Here is a 17,375-nt window from a genome sequence, read left to right as displayed (position 1 = left end):
GCTCTCAGCGCGAGACCAGCACCTGCCGGCATTCCGGCGGCAGGGCGTCGAGCGACATCGGCGGCTTCGGCTTGGGTTTCGGACCGGGCTTGGGCTTCGGCGGATTGAAGATCGCGTTGTGCTGGCGCTCGATCCAGCCGCTGAGTTCCGCCCCGCAGCCATCGCCGAAATTCGGGGGCTCCTGCCCCTGGCAGCTCGCCATGCCGGCTGGGCAGGCCAGCCGGATATGGAAATGGTAGTTGTGGCCCCAGATCGGCCGCACCTTCTCCAGCCAGCCCTTATCGGCGCCGGCCTCGCGGCAGAGCGCGACCTTGAGCGCCGGGTTGACGAAGATGCGCTCGACCCCGGGCTCGGCCGCGACGGTGCGGATCAGCCTTGTATGGGCCGGGGTCCAGTTGCGGGGGTCGACGTCGCGCCAGTCGGAGCGGGCCATGTTGACCGCCGACATGTTCTCGCGCTGCTCGCGGTCGAGCCGCCCACGCGGCATCGGCATCAGCCAGACATCGGCATCGAGCCCGATCTGGTGCGAGGCATGGCCGGTCAGCATCGGCCCGCCGCGCGGCTGCGACATGTCGCCGACGAGAAGACCCGCCCAGCCCGTGATGCGCGGCACGTCGCGGGCGAGCTTCTCGAGATAGTCGACCAGAGCGGGGTGGCCCCAGTTGCGGTTGCGGTTCAGCCGCATGACCTGCCAGCTCGGCCCGTCGACCGGCAGCGCCTCGGCGCCGGCAAGGCAGCCGCGCGCATAGGAGCCGATGGCACGGGCCTGCATGCTCGCCGGCTCGGTCTTCTGGCCGAAGAGCGAGCGGGCGGCATCAGGCCAGGCGGCGATATTGGCGGCGCGGGTCTTCGCCTCCTGATCCGCGGTCGACTGGGCCTGACCGGCAACCGGCAGAAGGGCGAGCGGCGCCAGGACGGCCGCGATTCGGGAGAACTTGCGCATGGCCGGAGAATCGCCGCGCCGCGCCATGGTGGTCAAGCGCGATGGCTGGACAAGCCGCGCGGCGAATTGCAGCTTTGCGCGAGATGGCGACGCGAGACGCGCCCTTCAGGGAGATGATCGATGACGACCCGGATCGACCGCCGCAGCATTCTGGCCGGCGCAGGCGCCCTTCTCGCAGCGCCAACGGCTGGCTTCGGTCAGCAGCCCTGGCCGCAGGGGCGCCTCCTCAAGCTCGTAGTGCCGTTTCCGCCGGCCGGCGCGACCGACGTTCTGGCCCGCCTCGTCGCCGACAAGCTCGGCCAGAGCTGGGGCACCAATATCGTGGTCGAGAACCGGCCGGGCGCCGGCGGCAATATCGGCACCGACGCGGTCGCCAAGGCCGAGCCAACAGGCGATACCTTCCTGATCGTCTCCGTGGGCATGGCGACCAACCAGTATCTCTACCAGAAGCTGACCTACGACCCCGCCAAGGACCTGACGCCGATCACCATGGTCGCGATGGTCCCCAATCTGCTGGTGGTCAACAAGTCAGTGCCGGCGAACAACGTCGCCGAGCTGATCGCCTATGCGAAGGCCAATCCCGGCAAGCTCACCTACGGCTCCTCCGGTATCGGCACATCGGTCCATCTCTGCGGCGAACTGTTCCAGAAGCTGACCGGCACGAAGATGGTGCATGTACCCTATCGCGGCACGGCGCAGGCGACGCAGGACCTGATCGGCGGGCGCATCGACCTGATCTTCGACAATATCCCGCAGGCGCTGCCGCATGTGCGCGCCGGCTCGATCCGCGGCTTCGGCATCACCACCGCAAAACGCTCGCCGACGGCGCCGGAATTCGCGCCGATCGCGGATACCGTACCGGGCTTCGACGTCTCCTCCTGGTTCGCGCTGTTCGCGCCGGCCAAGACGCCGCCCGCCGTCATCGCCAAGATCCAGGCCGACACCAAGGCGGGCATCGCCGATCCGGCCGTGCGCGCGAAGATGGACGCGCTGGCGGCCGAGCCGGTGGGCAACAGCTCCGAAGAGCTCGGTGCCTTCCTGCAGGCGGAGATGAAGCGCTGGGGCGACCTGATCAAGGAGGTCGGGCTCAAGGTGGAGTGACCCGGCGCTCACGCTGCGGAACCGAGGGTTCGCGGCCAGCGTTTCCCGCTAGAGCATTTTTCGCGCGAAGTGGACACCGGTTCGCGTGAAAATGCTCTGGATTTAGCGAATGAACCGTCGGTCAGACTGCATGAGGCCGCCTGGCATCGAGGTCAGGTCGACGGATTCTCCTTCGGCCCGATTGGCATGAAAATCAGGAACGATTGTCCCAGACAGCCACCGCGGCCGCCAGATCCTCGAGCGCGACGCCGACCGATTTGAACAGCGTGATGCCGCCGCCCTCGACCGGCCCGGCGATCCGGCCATGGCAGAGATCGGCGAGCGTGCCCGCCACCTTGTCGGCACTGTAGCTACCCTCGGCGATGGCGACGGCGACATCGCCGCCCTCGTCGATCGCCTTGCTGGAATCGACGATCACGCGGGCCCGGTGCAGCGCGTCGGCATCGGCCTCGCGCATCTGCATGGTGAAGCCGCCGATCAGGTCGAGATGGGCCTCGCGCTTCAGCCAGTGACCGTGGATCAGCGGCTCGGTCGCGTTGGTCGCGCAGGAGATGATATCGGCCGTGCGGGCCTCGCCTTCGAGATCGGTGGTGGCACGGGCCTCGATGCCATCCTTCGCCAGCTCGGCGACGGTCGCCTCCGCGGCTTCAGGCCGCCGCGCCCAGACCGCGATCTCGGTCAGCGGGCGGACGGAGCGATGCGCCTTGATGATGAAGGGCGCGAGCGCGCCGGCCCCGACCATCAGCATGCGGCTGGATTCAGGGTTCGACATGTAGCGCGAGGCCAGCGCGGAGGCCGCCGCGGTGCGCCAGGTCGTCAGCCGGTTGCCGTCCATCACCGCGAGCGGCTTGCCGGTCGCGCCGTCCATCAGCAGATAGGCGCCCATCACGCCCGGCAGGTTGCGCTTGCCGTTGCCGAAGAAGACCGAGACGATCTTGGTGCCGATATAGGGATTGGCGACGTCCGGCCCACTCCAGGCCGGCATGGTCAGCAGGATGGCGTCGGTCTCGTCCGGACGCTGGATCGCGTACTGGCCGCGCTTGGGCGCAATCACTTCGCTGCGGAAGGCGTCGTCGAGGATGTCGATCAGGCCGGGATAGCTCAGGGCCGCATCGATCTCGGCCACGTCGAAAAGTCGCATCAATTCCGTCCGTTGGTCAGTGCCGGCAACGCGGAGTCCGGCACGGCCGAGCGCAGCGCCTGGGTTTCGGAGCGCAGCGCCTCCACCTCGCGGCGGTTGCGGCGCGCCGCTTTGCGGTGCTTGCCCTGCGCGATCCACGAGGCCAGGCCGCCGACGAGCACGCCGACGGCGATCGCCGCCAGCACCACCGCGAAGAGCGGCAACTCGATGGAGAACATGGGTAAGTCGCGGCTGAACGGGTCGAGCGAAACGCGCACCGCACCGCGATTGGCGACCGAGAACAATACGATCACCAGCGCGACGGGAACCAGCACCAGCGCCTTGAAGAAGGCCTTCATCACAATCTCCGTGCGGCTGCGGGACCTGCGCTCAATCCTTGCCGTTGAGGCGCAGCCGCAGCTCCTTGCCCGTCTTGAAGACGGGGACGAACTTCTCCTCGACCTCCACCGCATCACCGGTGCGGGGGTTGCGGCCGATGCGGGCCGAGCGGCCCTTGCGCGAGAAGGCGCCGAAGCCGCGCAGCTCCACCCGGTCGCCCCGCGCCAGAGCTTTCACGACCTCGTCCAGAATGGCCGAGACGATGTTCTCGATATCGCGCTGGTAGAGATGGGTGTTGCGGTCGGCGATCCGCTGAACGAGTTCGGATTTAATCATCGCTGGGGCATAACCATTTGTATCGAAATCACTTTTCAGCGGCAGGCTGCCAGAGCGCCAAGGGCGCGTCAAGCCGCAAGCCGACCGGCTGATCCGCAGCGCGCGCGATCGTCGCCGCGAGCGCATCGAGGCCGGCGCCGCGCGCCATCGCCTCGGCGAAGCTCCACAGGCCGTAGGACGAGGATTCGCTGCGCCGGCGCCAGTCGCGGACCTTCAAATCCTTGGCGACGCTCTTCTCCCGCTCCATCCAGGCGATCGCCTCCGGCTCGCCGCCGATCTGGTCAACGAGCTTCAGGCCGACGGCCTGGCGGCCGGAATGGACACGGCCGTCCGAGACCGTGGCGACCTCGCCCTCGGCGAGATGGCGGCGATCGCGCACCATGTCCTTGAACCAGGTGTAGTTGTCGTTGACGACGCGCTGGAGCGCCTCGCGCGCCTCGGGCGAGGTCGGCTCGAAGCCGCTCGGCGCCGCCTTCAGCGGGCTCGACTTGATCGACTCGACCTTGACACCGACCGTGTCGAGCAGGTTCGAGACGTTCGGGAACTGGAAGAGCACGCCGATCGAGCCAACGAGCGAAGTCTGACGGGCGACGATGCGGTCGGCGCCCATCGCGGCGATATAACCGCCGGAGGCCGCGACACCGTCGACGACCGCGACCATCGGCTTCTTCGCGGCGAGCTTGCGCAGCGCGGTATGCAGCGCCTCGGAGCCCGAGGTGGTACCGCCGGGGCTGTCGACGCGAAGCACGACGGCGGAGACGGCCTTGCTGTCCTCGACCGACTTGATCAGATCGAGCGTGCGGCGATCGCCGGAGATGAAGCCCGAAATGGTGATGCGCGCGATATGGGCGCTCGACAGGGTGGCCGAGCCATCGCCCTTCCAGGCGAAGCCGCCGATCACCGCCGCGACGATCACGCCGAGCACGGCGAGCACGCGCCAGAGCGTCAGCTTGCGGCGCAGGCTGCGGCGGTCTGCTAGCAGATCGGCATCGGACGACATCGGGAGGCTCCTGCGGCTAGAGCCGGATCCGATCAGGTTGGCACAACCTGATCGGTGAATCCGTCTCTAACATATTGATGGAGAACGCGTGACCCGATCGGATTGCAATGCAATCCGATCGGCGTGGCTCCAAGTCCGTGATGTAGACCCGCCGCGCCGGGCGGGCAAGGCGTGCGACCTCGATCAGGCCGCGACCGAGGCGCGCGCCCGGTCGAGCGCGAGCAGCGCAAGGCCGCTGGCGACCGAGCGGAAGGCGTCGCCGATATGCACCTTGCCCGCACCGAAGCGACGGTCGAACAGGCTGCGCACGGCCGGGACGTAAGACGTGCCGCCAGTCATGAAGACCGCCTCGATGCGCTCGCCACTGAGCCCGGCCTCAGCCAGCGCACGGTCGAGCGCGGCTTCGATGGCGCCGACATCGTCGGCAATCCAGCGCTCGAAATCGGCGCGGCGGATCGGCTTCTCGATGTTCACCCCCATCTGGCTGAAGCTCAGCGTCGTCTCCTCCTTGCCGGAGAGCGCGACCTTGGCGGCCGAGACGGCGCGATAGAGCTCGTAGCCGAGATCGTATTCGATGACCGTGAGCAGATCTTCGAGCTTGCCCGGCTCGACGGCCTCGCGGATGAGGGCGTTGAGCTCGGCCATGGTCTCGCGGCTCTTCATCAGCGAGAGCTTGTGCCATTGCGCGAAGGCGGCGTGGTAATGGGCGGGCACCGGCAGGAGCTTGCCGAAGGAGCGATAGTCCGTACCCTTGCCGAGCGCCGGCGAAACGGCATGCTCGATGATGCGGTAGTCGAAGGTGTCACCGGCAACGCCGACACCGGCATGGGAGAGCGGGATCGCCTCCAGCCCGCCATTGCTGCCTGGCTCGAAGCGCATCACCGAGAAGTCGCTGGTGCCGCCGCCGAAATCGGCGACCAGCATGGTCTGCGGCGTCTTCAGGTCGCGCGCGTACCAGTAGGCGGCGCCGAGCGGTTCATAGGCGAAATCGACCTGCTTCATGCCGGCCTTGCCATACGAGCCCTTCAGGCGGCCGACCGCCAGCTCCTCGTCAGGGCGTTCGCCGGCGAAGACGACCGGACGGCCGGAGACCAGCGGCAAGGCGTCATGGCCGGGCAGGTCCGCCGTGAGATCGGACAAGAAGACGCCGATCAGGTCCTCCAGCTGGAAAAGCTTGCCGAAAAGCCGGGTCTCCTGGAAGGCGCGGCTGGAAAGATGGGTCTTGAGCGATTGCAGAAAGCGATGCTCAGTCGTCATCCCTAAGGCCATGTCGAGCGCATCGGGACCGCTGACATGGGTGATACGGGTCTCAGGGGGACGCCCCTCGCGCCAGAACATCAGCGCCGAGCGATAGGCATCGACCGCGCCCTGCTTCGTGGCGAAGGAGCGCGTCATGACCGATCCGTCCGGCCCCGCCAGCGCGACGACGCTGTTGGTGGTGCCGAAGTCGATGCCGATGGCGGCGGGGGTCATGGCGAGCTCCTCTGGTGCGTCATGTCCAAATTGTCATTCCGGGGCTTCGCGTCAGCGAAGAACCCGGAATGACAACGTGGTTTCGAAACAAAAGCCCGCGCGGATCGCTCCGCGCGGGCTGGCTTGGATGTCCGGCCGCTTTCGCGGCCGAAATCTCACTTCTTGTCGGTGGCCTTCTTGAGCGCAGCGCCCAGGATGTCGCCGAGCGAGGCACCGGAATCGGCGGAGCCGTACTGGGCCATCGCTTCCTTCTCCTCGGCCATCTCGAGAGCCTTGACCGAGACCTGGATCTTGCGGGCCTTCTTGTCGAAGAGCACGACGCGGGCGTCGATGCGCTCGCCGGCCGCGAAGCGCTCGGGGCGCTGCTCGGAGCGATCGCGAGCCAGCTCGGCGCGCTTGATGAAGGTCATCATGTCGGTGTCGGCGATCTTCACGTCGAGACCCGACTCCTTCACCTCGACCACCTCACAGGTGACGATCTGACCCTTCTTGAACTCGCCGGCATCCACGAAGGGATCGCCGCCGAGCTGCTTCAGGCCGAGCGAGATGCGCTCCTTCTCGACGTCCACATCGAGAACGACGGCCTGCAGGACGTCGCCCTTCTTGTATTCCTCGATGACCTGCTCGCCCGGACGGTTCCAGTCGAGATCCGAGAGATGGATCATGCCGTCGATATCGCCTTCGAGACCCAGGAACAGGCCGAACTCGGTCTTGTTCTTGACCTCGCCCTCGACCGTCGAGCCCGACGGGTGCTGCTCCGCGAAGAGCTCCCACGGGTTGCGCAGGGTCTGCTTGAGGCCGAGCGAGATGCGGCGCTTGACCGGATCGACCTCGAGGATCGCGACATCGACTTCCTGCGAGGTCGAGACGATCTTGCCGGGATGGACGTTCTTCTTGGTCCAGGACATCTCGGAGACGTGGATCAGGCCTTCGATGCCCGGCTCCACTTCGACGAACGCGCCGTAATCCGTGATGTTGGTCACGCGGCCCTTGAGACGGGTGCCGACCGGGTAACGCTCGGCGATGCCATCCCACGGATCGGCCAGCAGCTGCTTGATGCCGAGCGAGATGCGGTGCGTGTCCTGGTTGATCTTGATGATCTTGACCTTGACCGTCTGGCCGATGGTCACGACCTCGGACGGGTGGTTCACGCGGCGCCACGCCATGTCGGTGACGTGCAGCAGGCCGTCGATGCCGCCGAGGTCAACGAACGCACCGTATTCGGTGATGTTCTTGACGACGCCGTCGATGACCTGGCCCTCTTCGAGCGAGGCGACCAGCTCGGAACGAGCCTCGGCGCGGGTCTCTTCGAGGACGGTGCGGCGCGACACGACGATGTTGCCGCGGCGGCGATCCATCTTGAGGATCTCGAAGGGCTGCGGCTGGCCCATCAGCGGGCCGACGTCGCGGATCGGGCGGATGTCGACCTGCGAGCGCGGCAGGAAGGCCACGGCGCCGTCGAGATCGACGGTGTAGCCGCCCTTGACGGTGTTGAAGATCATGCCGGTGACCTTCTCGCGGGCCTCGAAGGCCTTCTCGAGCTTGACCCAGCTCTCTTCGCGGCGAGCCTTGTCGCGCGAGATGACGGCTTCGCCGAGCGCGTTCTCGATCCGGTCCAGATAGACCTCGACCTCGTCGCCGACATTCAGTTCCTGCTCACGGCCGGGGCCGGTGAATTCCTTGAGCGCAACGCGACCTTCGGTCTTCAGACCGACGTCGATGATCGCCATATCCTTCTCGATGGCGACGACCTTGCCCTTGATGACGGAGCCTTCGAGGGCCTCGTTCCGGGTGAAGGACTCTTCGAGCAGGGCGGCGAAATCCTCGCGACCCGCGCTGTAGCTTTCAACTGCAGACATGTAATCTCCTGGGAGCCGGCCGCGTATCCCGCGGATGTCCGGCTTAGGCGCCGTGGTTGGTGCTGCGTTCCGGATCGCGGCCGTCGGCACCTCCTCTCGGAGGTATCCGCCTCCCCGTCAGACGGGACCGGCGGAGGCGCCAGGACCAGCGGCTCGATCCGTATCCGGCGGGCGCGCTTCCAACACGAAACGGGAGCGGGCCTTGAAGACCGCCCCCGGTGCATGATCGATCACGGCCCTTCGGACAGGGGCGATGTAATGCAAACGGGCCATCAGGGCAAGGCCGAAGCCCTGACAGGGACGCCGATACCGCCTCTTTTCCCTGCCCCGAGGACGTCGTACGCCACGGGCATCCTCTATTCGAGGGAGCCGACGCCGGCCGACATCGCGTAGCTTCCCCGACTTCGCGCTTCGTGCAAGGCTGCGGCCGGATTTTGTCCACGTTTTGGGAGGGGTGCCATGGGCTGGGCCATTCTGGGGCTGATCGTCGTCCTCGTCGTCTATCTGATCATGACCTATAACGGGCTCGTCGCAATGCGGCAGCGCGTGAACCAGGCCTTCGCGGATATCGACGTCCAGCTCAAGCAGCGCCACGACCTGATCCCGAATCTCGTCGAGACGGTGAAGGGCTATGCGACGCACGAGAAATCGACGCTTGACGCGGTGATCGCCGCCCGCAATGCGGCGCAGGGCGCGACCGGTGTCCATGACAAGGCCGCGGCCGAGCAGCAGCTCTCCGGCGCCGTCGGCCGGCTGCTCGCGCTGGGCGAGGCCTATCCCGATCTCAAGGCCAGCGCCAATTTCCAGCAGCTCCAGGTCGATCTCGGCAATGTCGAGGACAAGCTCGCAGCCGCGCGGCGCTTCTTCAACAATGCGGTCAGCGAGTTCAACGCCGCGATCCAGGCCTTCCCGGCCGTGCTGTTCGCACCGCAGATGGGCTTCTCCCAGCGGGAATTCTTCGATGTCGGCGAGCAGACGCGCGCCCAGATCGAAGTCGCACCCAGCGTGAAGTTCTGACGGCAGAAGAGCATTCTAGCTTTTACTTTTGCATCAGGTCCTTCCGAAAAGTGGCATCCACTTTTCGGCCCGATGCCAAGCAGGCGGAGCGGCTGCAATGGCCGAGGCCTTCGGGCTCTACACCCACCAGCGCAACAACCGGATCAGGTCGAACCTCCTGATCGCCGGGCTCTTCCTGCTGGTCTATCTCACCGCCTGGGGCCTGCTGCTCGTCGCTTTCGGCTATGGCGGCGTGCCGCGGGGGCGCACCGCCTTCGGCGAGGCGGCCCGTGTCTTCCGCTCGTGGTTCCCCTTCATCACGGCGGCGGCGATGCTCTGGGTCTTCATCGGCTTCCGCATGAATGTCGCGATGATCAACGCGGTCACGGGGTCGAAAGGCCTGGCGCGCGAGGACAATCCCAAGCTCTACCGGATGCTGGAAAACCTCTGCATCTCGCGCGGCTTGCCGATGCCGAAGCTCGCCATCGTCGAGAGCGAGGCGCTGAACGCCTTCGCCAGCGGCGTCAACGACCAGCAGTTCACGGTCAGCGTCACCACCGGCCTCCTGGCCCAGCTCAACGATGCCGAGGTCGAGGCCGTTCTGGCCCATGAACTGACCCATATCCGCAACGGCGACGTCCGCCTGATGGTGATCGCGGTAGTGATCGCCGGCATCGTCTCTTTCGTCGGCGAGATTGTCTTCCGCGGCTTCGGCCGCAGCCGGATCAGAGTCTCGTCCGATGATGCCAAGAAGGGCAACGGGCTCGCCATCATCGTCGGCATCGCGGTGATCGCGATCTCCTGGTTCCTGGCGGTGCTGATCCGGCTGTCGCTGTCGCGCTCGCGCGAATATCTCGCCGATGCCGGCGCCGTCGAACTGACCAAGAACCCGGATGCGATGATCTCCGCCCTGCTCAAGATCTCCGGCCGGGCCGATATCGAGGGCGTGCCGTCGGGCGTGATGGACATGTGCTTCGAGAACGATCCGGACGATTTCGCCGACCTGTTCTCGACCCATCCGTCCGTCACCAAGCGCGTGCAGGCGCTGATCGAGACCGCCGGCGGGCGCATGCCGGCCATGCCGCCCCACCCGCCGAAGATCGGCGAGCGGCAGGACCTGCCGACGATGGTCGAGGAGACCGCGGCGCGTGGGCCTTGGGCACGGCCTCCGCAGGGGCCGGGTTAGGTTCGGCAACTGCCGGATCGCTTGCTGCCGCCCCCTTTGTCATTCCGGAGCGCGCCATAGGCGCGAGCCCGGAACCCACGACCGGGTGAGACGATCAGGCTTTGATGCGTGAAGTCCTCGCCCGGTCGTGGGTTCCGGGTTCTTCGCTGCGCGAAGCCCCGGAATGACAAGGGATGGCGCGAAACTGCCGCATCACCCGGCAGCGCTTGCGCCTCAAGAGTGCCTGGATCTCAGGCGGCGAGTTTCGCCGGATCGATCTCGAAGACCAGTGGGAAGAAGGTGCTCCAGCGGTTCCAGCGCTGCGTGCCGGCTTCGCCGACCGCCCAGAGCTTGCCATCCGGCGCGAGACCGAGATCCTCGATGCCGCCGGGCGCAGGATAGCGCGCCAGAGTGGCGCCAGTCGCGGGATCGAGCTGCGACAGGAAGGCCGGCCGGTTGCCGGAGCTCTGCGCAATCCAGATCTTGCCCGCTTTGTCGAAGGTCGCGCCTTGCGCGAAGAGCGGCAGCGGCAGAGTGACCCGGCTGTCGGCGAGCCCGATCGGCGCCTCACTGCTGGCCAGAATGCGATCGATCGGGACCGCATGCAGGTTCGGCGCGCCTTCACGGCGATAGGGGCCGAACCAGAGCGCATCGCCAGAGGCCGTCAGGAAGGACGGACCCATCGCCTTGTCGACGCGTGTCTCCTTGAGCGGAACGCATTCGCCGGCGCGGCAAGATTCCTTGAAATCGAGCGCGAGCAGCCGGCCGGAATTGGCGACAAACACTGTGCCGCGGAGATTGGCGAGGCCGCCGGGATGGCCGTAGGTCGCCGGCAGCGCGAAGCTGCCGAGCAGACGCCCGCCCGCCCGCGCGAGCCGGAACACCCGCGCCGGGCCATTGTCCTGCTCGCGCTCGGTGCTGCGGTAGGCGGCGATGAGGATTTCGTCGCCGAAGACGGTGAGGCCCTGCGGGACATAGCCCTCGTTGAGACCGGGCGACCAGTAGCGGCGGCCGATCGCCGCAGCGTTCGGCACCGCGGTCAGTTCGCGGCTGTCATAGGCCGGCGCCTCGCCGGGCAAGGCGGGGCGCGCCCGCGCGGCCGAGGCCAGACACAAGCCGGCTCCCGCCATCAGCATACGGCGCCGGTTCAGGATCATGGCTTCAACGTCCGTCCGTCGCCCATTCCAGGGCTTCCTCCAGGCGATCGTCGCCCCAGAAGAGTTCGCCGTCGCCCGCCACGAAGGACGGTGCGCCGAAGATGCCGATCGACTTGGCGTACTCGATCTCGGCCTTGAGGCGGCCCTTGACCTCCTCGCTGCGCGAGAGCGGCAGCGCGACATTGGGATCGCTGCCCGCCTCCTTCAACGCGGCGCTCAGCACCGCCTCTTCCGCCATGTTGCGGCCCTCGCAGAAATGCGCCCGGAACAGCGCCTTCGAGAAAGCCGGAGTCCAGCCACCGTCGCGGCCAGCCAGTGCCAGCCGGGCGGCCGCCAGCGAATTCTGGGGAAAATTGTCGGGCTTGACGATCGCGACGCCCTGCCGCCGCCCGCGCCGCGCCGTGTCGCGCCACATGTAGCGGCCCTTGCTGGGATAGAGCGCGAAGGGCGAGGTGTTCCAGCCCTGAGCCGCGAAGATCGGCCCGAGCAGGAAGGGGCGCCAGCGCAGGGCGACGCCGGCGTCCTCGGCCAGCTTCTCGATTCTGAGGGCACTCAGGCAGGAATAGGGCGACGCGAACTCATACCAGAAGTCCAGAACGGGACGATTCGGCATTCAGCCTCCGAACAGGTCGTCATGTCGTGTCGCGCCCGATCGAGCCTGCGCTCTTCGTAACGCGACCGCAAGCGCCGCGGATCGGCGCCTGTGGAATGGAGGGACGACGCGTTCACCCGTGCCCATCCATCAGCGGACGACGCGGGATCGATCAGAAGGTTCCGATTGCTTCGCCCCGAGCGCTGGGATAGTGCGCCATTGCGTCCGAAACGCGGCCCATGGGGGCTGCCAGAAGGAAATTGAACAGATGGCTGACAGCAGCGTGAAAAAGGTCGTCCTCGCCTATTCCGGCGGTCTCGACACCTCGATCATCCTCAAATGGCTGCAGACCACCTATCGATGCGAGGTCGTGACCTTCACCGCCGATCTCGGCCAGGGCGAGGAGCTCGGGCCGGCGCGCGACAAGGCGCTGCTGCTCGGCATCAAGCCGGAGAACATCTTCATCGAGGACCTGCGCGAGGAATTCGTGCGCGACTACGTCTTCCCGATGTTCCGCGCGAATGCCGCCTATGAGGGCGTCTACCTGCTGGGTACCTCGATCGCGCGCCCGCTGATCGCCAAGAAGCTGATCGAGATCGCCGAGAAGACCGGCGCCGACGCCGTCTCCCATGGCGCGACCGGCAAGGGCAACGACCAGGTCCGTTTCGAGCTCACCGCCTATGCGCTGAAGCCCGACGTCGTCGTGATCGCGCCCTGGCGCGAATGGGACCTGCGCTCGCGCGAGCAGCTCATCGCCTTCGCCGAGCAGCACCAGATCCCGATCGCCAAGAACAAGCGCGGCGAGGCGCCCTTCTCCGTCGACGCCAACCTGCTGCATGCCTCCTCGGAAGGCCGCGTGCTGGAGGACCCGGCGGTCGAGGTTCCCGACTACGTCTATTCGCGCACGATCTCGCCGGAAGACGCGCCGGACAAGCCGACCATCGTCACGGTCTCCTTCGAGAAGGGCGACGCGGTCGCGATCGACGGCGAGAAGCTCTCGCCTGCGACGCTGCTCGCCAAGCTCAACGACCTCGGCCGCGACAACGGCATCGGCCGGCTCGACCTCGTCGAGAACCGCTTCGTCGGCATGAAGTCGCGCGGCATGTACGAGACGCCCGGCGGCACGATCCTGCATGCGGCCCATCGCGCCATCGAGTCGATCACGCTCGACCGCGGCGCGGCGCATCTCAAGGATCAGATCATGCCGCAATATGCGGAGCTGATCTATAACGGCTTCTGGTTCTCGCCGGAGCGCGAGATGCTGCAGGCGCTGATCGACAAGAGCCAGGAGTTCGTCACCGGCGACGTGCGCCTCAAGCTCTACAAGGGCGGCGTCCATGTCATCGGCCGCTCGAGCGACTATTCGCTCTACGACCAGGACCTCGTCACCTTCGAGGAAGGCGCGGTTGCCTACGACCATCGCGACGCGGCGGGCTTCATCAAGCTCAACGCGCTGCGCCTGCGTACGCTCGGCCAGCGGAAGAAGAAGCTGGGGCTCTAAAAAGCTCTACTGAAGAGTGTCATCCCGTGCGCGCTGCGGCATGTAATGCCGCTGCGCAGACACGGGACCGCGTGACGAATAAGGCTCAATTCACCCGGCGAGGTCCGTCCACGCCGGGTTTTCCTTTTCGATCAGCGCGATTTTCCAGGCGCGGCGCCACTTCTTCAGGACTTTCTCCCTCTCGATCGCCTGATTGGGTTCGTCGAAGGTCTCGACGTAGACGAGCCGGTCGATGTTGTACCTGGCCGCATGGCCCTTGATCGCGTGGGCTTTGTGCTCGGCGATCCGGCGCTCGAGGTCGTTGGTGATGCCGATGTAGAGCGGACCGTCTTTGCGTGTCGCGAGGATGTAGACGGCGTAGATGCGGGCGGTCATGCAGGCCTCGCGGTGAGCGCGAGACGGCACCCTACCCGGCAAACGGTCCCGTGTCTGCGCAGCGGCACTTCGCGCCGCAGCGCGCACGGGATGACACACTTCAAAAGCGCCGCTTCATGAACCGGCGACGCGCTCGCGCGTTCAGCACTCACCGATCAACCTGAGTGCTCCCAGCATGCTTCGCTTCCTCGCCCCCGCCCTGATCTCCGCCGCCCTCTGCGCGCCCGTCGCGGCGCTTGCCCAGGAAGTCCCACCGAAAAGCGAGAAGCCGGCGACGCCCGAGATCGCGACCTGCAAAGCGGCCGCGCTGCAGACGCTCCATGCCAGGGAGCCGGAGATCAAGGATATCTATATCGACGAAGACGGTGCCACGGTCGCGGTGTCGGAATCGAAGATCGAGGATATCCCGGTCACGCGCATCGTCATGAGCGAGGCCTATCTGCGAACCGACCGCTCGGACAAGCCGCGCCGCTTCCTCTGCCTGCTCGGCGACAAGAACAAGGTGCTGCTGACCTTCTTCACCGCGCGCTGAAGCCCGTGAGCAAGCGAAAGGGCCGCGTGGCGGCCCTATAGCCCATCATCGAAGCGAAAGCGCCCTCAGCCGCTGTCGACGACCCGGGTCGCGGGTCGATCGTGGCCATCCGCCAGCTCCTCGTGCCAGCGGCCGTTCTGGTCCTGATAGACGATCCCGTCGGTGGCCCCCGCCACTGTCTGACGGGCGGCGGCGCGGGTTGCCGCCTTCAGCGCCGCGTCATGTGTCGGAAAGGTTTCCGACAAGGCCCCGCCTGCCCTGTAGGCCCAGCCACCGTCGTGCTCGACCACTTCGTATTTGACCATGACCATCGCGCGTCCTCCTTTCGCTCGAAGGAAACCGCGCCCCGGCCATGGGGTTCCGGCTAGTCGCCGTTGCCGCTATCGGCCGCGCGCAGCGAATCCAGCACCGGCATCGAGGTGATGTGATAGCCGGCGTCGACATGGTGGATGTCGCCGGTGACACCGCCGGAGAGATCCGAGAGGTAATAGAGCGCCGAGCCGCCGATCTCTTCAAGCGAAACCGACTTGCGCAGCGGCGAATTGGCACGCTGCCAGGACAGCATGGCGCGCGCATCGGAGATGCCGGCGCCGGCCAGCGTCCGCACCGGCCCGGGCGAAAGCGCGTTCACGCGGATGCCGCGCGGGCCGTAATCGCCGGCCAGATAGCGCACGCTCGCCTCCAGCGCCGCCTTGGCGACGCCCATCACGTTGTAGTTCGGCATGATCCGGGTCGAGCCGCCATAGGTCAGCGTGATCATGCTGCCGCCGTTCGGCATGCGGTCCGCCGCACGCCTGGCGATCTCGGTGAAGGAGAAGCAGGAGATCACCATGGTTCGCGAGAAATTCTCGCGGCTGGTGTCGGCATAGAGCCCCTTGAGCTCGTTCTTGTCGGAGAAGCCGATGGCATGGACGATGAAGTCGAGCGTATTGCGCTCGGGATCGCCGCCCCAGGCCTCGTCCAGCGTCGCGAAGGCGGCATCGACCGAGGCGGTGTCCTCGACATCGCAGGGCACGACCAGCGTCGAGCCGATGCTCTCCGCGAGCGGCCGGACGCGCTTGCCGAGCGCATCGCCCTGATAGGTGAAGGCGATCTCGGCGCCATGGGCGTGAAGGGTGCGGGCAATGCCCCAGGCAATCGAATTCTGATTGGCGACGCCCATGATGAGGCCGCGCTTGTTGTGCATCAGCGGGAGCATGGCAAACTCGGAAGGGGCTTCAGGAACTGGTCCGAAGACGGGAAACGGAGGAAAGTCGGCGGGGCAGGTCGGTCGAACTTTGAACGGCGTATCATCATCGCCGGGCCGTTGCCGGCACCGGCAGGTCTTGGACTAGTCGGTCTTGGTGATCGCGGCAGCGGCGGCCTTCGAAGTCGAGACCGGCACGATCTCGAAACGCACGAGGTCGTTCCATTGCAGGACCCATTCCTGCAGCAGGGCGACGTCATCGCATTCCATGACCTGGAAGCAGCGGCCGAGATCGGCCGAGACCCAGCTCTCGACATAGCGTACGCCTGCCGGAGCCATCCGCCCGCTATGCTGGAAGCGGGCGTAGACATCCTTCACGCGGGTCTGATCGAAATGCTCGATCACCATGAAGAGCATGGCGCTCTCAGACCTCCAGGCGCTTCATCACGATGGTGGCGTTGGTGCCGCCGAACCCGAAGGAGTTCGAGAGCACGGTGCCCAGGCCCGCGTTGTCGATGCGCTTGCGCACGATCGGCATGTCGGCGAAGGCCGGGTCGAGCTCGTCGATATGGGCGCTCTCGCAGATGAAATCGTTGTTGAGCATCAGCAGCGAGTAGATCGCCTCCTGCACGCCGGTGGCGCCGAGCGAATGCCCGGTCAGCGACTTCGTCGCCGAGATCGGCGGCGCCTTGTCGCCGGCGCCGAAGACCTCGCGGATCGCCTCGATTTCCTTGCCGTCGCCGACCGGGGTCGAGGTGCCGTGCGGGTTGATGTAGTCGACCTTGCTCTTCACGCCTTCAAGCGCCATGCGCATGCAGCGTACCGCGCCCTCGCCCGACGGAGCCACCATGTCGTAACCGTCCGAGGTCGCGCCATAGCCGACGATCTCGCCATAGATCTTGGCGCCGCGCGCCTTGGCGTGCTCGAGCTCTTCCAGCACGACGACGCCGGCGCCGCCGGCGATGACGAAGCCGTCGCGGGCGACGTCATAGGCGCGCGAGGCGCGGGCCGGCGTGCCGTTGAAGTCCGAGGACATCGCGCCCATGGCATCGAAGAGCACGGAGAGCGTCCAGTCCAATTCCTCGCAGCCACCGGCGAAGATGACGTCCTGCTTGCCCCACTGGATCAGTTCATAGGCATTGCCGATGCAGTGGTTCGAAGTCGCGCAGGCCGAGGAGATCGAATAATTGACGCCCTTGATCTTGAACCAGGTCGCCAGCGTCGCCGAAGCGGTCGAGGACATGCCCTTGGGCACGGCGAAGGGGCCGACCTTCTTCGAGGAGCCGCTCTCGCGGGCCTTGTCATAGGCGTCGATCAGGGCGCGGGTCGAGGGACCGCCGGAGCCCATGATGATGCCGGTGCGCTCATTGCTGACCTCGGCCGGCTCAAGTCCGGCATCGACGATCGCCTGCTCCATCGCGACCTGGTTCCAGGCCGAACCGCCGCCATGGAAGCGCATGGCGCGCCGGTCGAGCACCGTCGCGGGGTCGAGCGTCGGCACGCCCGCGACCTGGCTGCGGAAGCCGTGCTCGGCGAATTCGGCGACATGGGAGATGCCCGATTTCGCCGCATGCAGCGAGGCCAGGACCTCCTGCGTGTTGTTGCCGATGGACGAGACGATGCCCATCCCTGTGACGACGACGCGTCTCATGCTCGCTTACTCCAGCTGTCAGCACGCGGCGGGACAGGCCCGGCCGCTT

The 17,375-nt window shown here is 66.5% G+C and carries 19 protein-coding genes; 5 read left to right on the top strand and 14 right to left on the bottom strand.

Translation table 11 applies throughout. The features are described 5' to 3' along the window. Positions 1-4: 4 nt before the first annotated feature. Positions 5-943, bottom strand: coding sequence for a penicillin-insensitive murein endopeptidase (mepA, locus tag ACODTJ_RS00655; RefSeq protein WP_454658176.1), 939 nt, complete (start codon positions 941-943; stop codon positions 5-7). A 120-nt stretch (positions 944-1,063) separates the two neighbouring features. Between mepA and ACODTJ_RS00650 the strand changes: the two genes are divergently transcribed. Then, positions 1,064-2,044: a tripartite tricarboxylate transporter substrate binding protein gene (locus ACODTJ_RS00650; protein ID WP_454658177.1), complete on the top strand. Its 981-nt coding sequence runs from the start codon at positions 1,064-1,066 to the stop codon at positions 2,042-2,044. 193 nt (positions 2,045-2,237) lie between these two features. On the opposite strand, the gene lhpI is transcribed toward ACODTJ_RS00650, so the two are convergent. The 6 genes from lhpI to rpsA all read right to left on the bottom strand — a co-directional run bounded on the left by lhpI (position 2,238) and on the right by rpsA (position 8,171). Further along, entirely contained in the window at positions 2,238-3,185 is a 948-nt protein-coding gene (gene lhpI / locus ACODTJ_RS00645) for a bifunctional Delta(1)-pyrroline-2-carboxylate/Delta(1)-piperideine-2-carboxylate reductase (RefSeq protein ID WP_454658178.1), read from the bottom strand. Further along, positions 3,185-3,523, bottom strand: coding sequence for a LapA family protein (locus ACODTJ_RS00640; protein ID WP_454658179.1), 339 nt, complete (start codon positions 3,521-3,523; stop codon positions 3,185-3,187). Before ACODTJ_RS00640 ends, lhpI begins: the two co-directional genes overlap by 1 nt. A 31-nt stretch (positions 3,524-3,554) precedes the next feature. Next, positions 3,555-3,839, bottom strand: a complete 285-nt coding sequence (ihfB, locus tag ACODTJ_RS00635; RefSeq protein ID WP_047576935.1) for an integration host factor subunit beta — start codon at positions 3,837-3,839, stop codon at positions 3,555-3,557. A gap of 28 nt (positions 3,840-3,867) precedes the next feature. Further along, a complete protein-coding gene (gene sppA / locus ACODTJ_RS00630) occupies positions 3,868-4,839 on the bottom strand; it encodes a signal peptide peptidase SppA (RefSeq protein WP_454658180.1) in 972 nt (323 codons plus the stop codon). Between the two features lie 183 nt (positions 4,840-5,022). Beyond that, a complete protein-coding gene (locus tag ACODTJ_RS00625; protein ID WP_454658181.1) occupies positions 5,023-6,312 on the bottom strand; it encodes an Hsp70 family protein in 1,290 nt (429 codons plus the stop codon). 155 nt (positions 6,313-6,467) lie between these two features. Beyond that, on the bottom strand, positions 6,468-8,171 hold the full coding sequence (gene rpsA / locus ACODTJ_RS00620; RefSeq protein WP_454658182.1) for a 30S ribosomal protein S1: 1,704 nt from the start codon (positions 8,169-8,171) through the stop codon (positions 6,468-6,470). A 459-nt stretch (positions 8,172-8,630) separates the two neighbouring features. On the opposite strand from rpsA, the gene ACODTJ_RS00615 reads away from it, so the two are divergent. Further along, positions 8,631-9,188 carry a LemA family protein gene (locus ACODTJ_RS00615; RefSeq protein WP_454658183.1) on the top strand — a complete coding sequence of 186 codons (558 nt, stop codon included), beginning with the start codon at positions 8,631-8,633 and terminating at the stop codon, positions 9,186-9,188. 97 nt (positions 9,189-9,285) lie between these two features. Further along, positions 9,286-10,353: a M48 family metallopeptidase gene (locus ACODTJ_RS00610; RefSeq protein ID WP_454658184.1), complete on the top strand. Its 1,068-nt coding sequence runs from the start codon at positions 9,286-9,288 to the stop codon at positions 10,351-10,353. A gap of 230 nt (positions 10,354-10,583) precedes the next feature. Here the strand turns inward: ACODTJ_RS00610 and ACODTJ_RS00605 are convergent, their stop codons facing one another. Both ACODTJ_RS00605 and ACODTJ_RS00600 read right to left on the bottom strand, forming a co-directional pair. Then, positions 10,584-11,489, bottom strand: a complete 906-nt coding sequence (locus tag ACODTJ_RS00605) for an NHL repeat-containing protein (protein ID WP_454658185.1) — start codon at positions 11,487-11,489, stop codon at positions 10,584-10,586. Positions 11,490-11,493: 4 nt separating this feature from the next. After that, the gene (locus tag ACODTJ_RS00600) at positions 11,494-12,102 is read right to left on the bottom strand and encodes a 2-hydroxychromene-2-carboxylate isomerase (protein WP_488847320.1); all 609 of its coding nucleotides are present in this window, start codon (positions 12,100-12,102) and stop codon (positions 11,494-11,496) included. Positions 12,103-12,349: 247 nt separating this feature from the next. Here ACODTJ_RS00600 and ACODTJ_RS00595 point away from each other — a divergent pair, with 247 nt between their 5' ends. After that, on the top strand, positions 12,350-13,582 hold the full coding sequence (locus ACODTJ_RS00595; RefSeq protein ID WP_454658187.1) for an argininosuccinate synthase: 1,233 nt from the start codon (positions 12,350-12,352) through the stop codon (positions 13,580-13,582). Positions 13,583-13,672: 90 nt separating this feature from the next. Here the strand turns inward: ACODTJ_RS00595 and ACODTJ_RS00590 are convergent, their stop codons facing one another. Beyond that, positions 13,673-13,957 (bottom strand): GIY-YIG nuclease family protein, encoded by a 285-nt coding sequence (locus tag ACODTJ_RS00590; protein ID WP_454658188.1) that lies wholly within the window; start codon positions 13,955-13,957, stop codon positions 13,673-13,675. Between the two features lie 175 nt (positions 13,958-14,132). Between ACODTJ_RS00590 and ACODTJ_RS00585 the strand changes: the two genes are divergently transcribed. After that, a complete protein-coding gene (locus tag ACODTJ_RS00585) occupies positions 14,133-14,489 on the top strand; it encodes a hypothetical protein (protein ID WP_454658189.1) in 357 nt (118 codons plus the stop codon). 65 nt (positions 14,490-14,554) lie between these two features. Here ACODTJ_RS00585 and ACODTJ_RS00580 read toward each other — a convergent pair whose 3' ends face one another. The 4 genes from ACODTJ_RS00580 to fabB all read right to left on the bottom strand — a co-directional run bounded on the left by ACODTJ_RS00580 (position 14,555) and on the right by fabB (position 17,326). Next, positions 14,555-14,800: a DUF2188 domain-containing protein gene (locus ACODTJ_RS00580; protein WP_454658190.1), complete on the bottom strand. Its 246-nt coding sequence runs from the start codon at positions 14,798-14,800 to the stop codon at positions 14,555-14,557. Positions 14,801-14,853: 53 nt separating this feature from the next. Next, on the bottom strand, positions 14,854-15,687 hold the full coding sequence (fabI, locus tag ACODTJ_RS00575) for an enoyl-ACP reductase FabI (protein WP_454658191.1): 834 nt from the start codon (positions 15,685-15,687) through the stop codon (positions 14,854-14,856). Positions 15,688-15,819: 132 nt separating this feature from the next. Continuing rightward, on the bottom strand, positions 15,820-16,092 hold the full coding sequence (locus tag ACODTJ_RS00570; protein ID WP_454658192.1) for a DUF3303 domain-containing protein: 273 nt from the start codon (positions 16,090-16,092) through the stop codon (positions 15,820-15,822). 7 nt (positions 16,093-16,099) lie between these two features. Further along, complete coding sequence (gene fabB, locus ACODTJ_RS00565) at positions 16,100-17,326, bottom strand: beta-ketoacyl-ACP synthase I (RefSeq protein ID WP_454658193.1); 1,227 nt, start codon at positions 17,324-17,326, stop codon at positions 16,100-16,102. Positions 17,327-17,375 lie beyond the last annotated feature (49 nt).

The organism is Allobosea sp. FG18, assembly GCF_057809495.1.
Note: the sequence above shows the minus strand (reverse complement) of the source record. Positions and strands in the feature narration are given on the sequence as shown.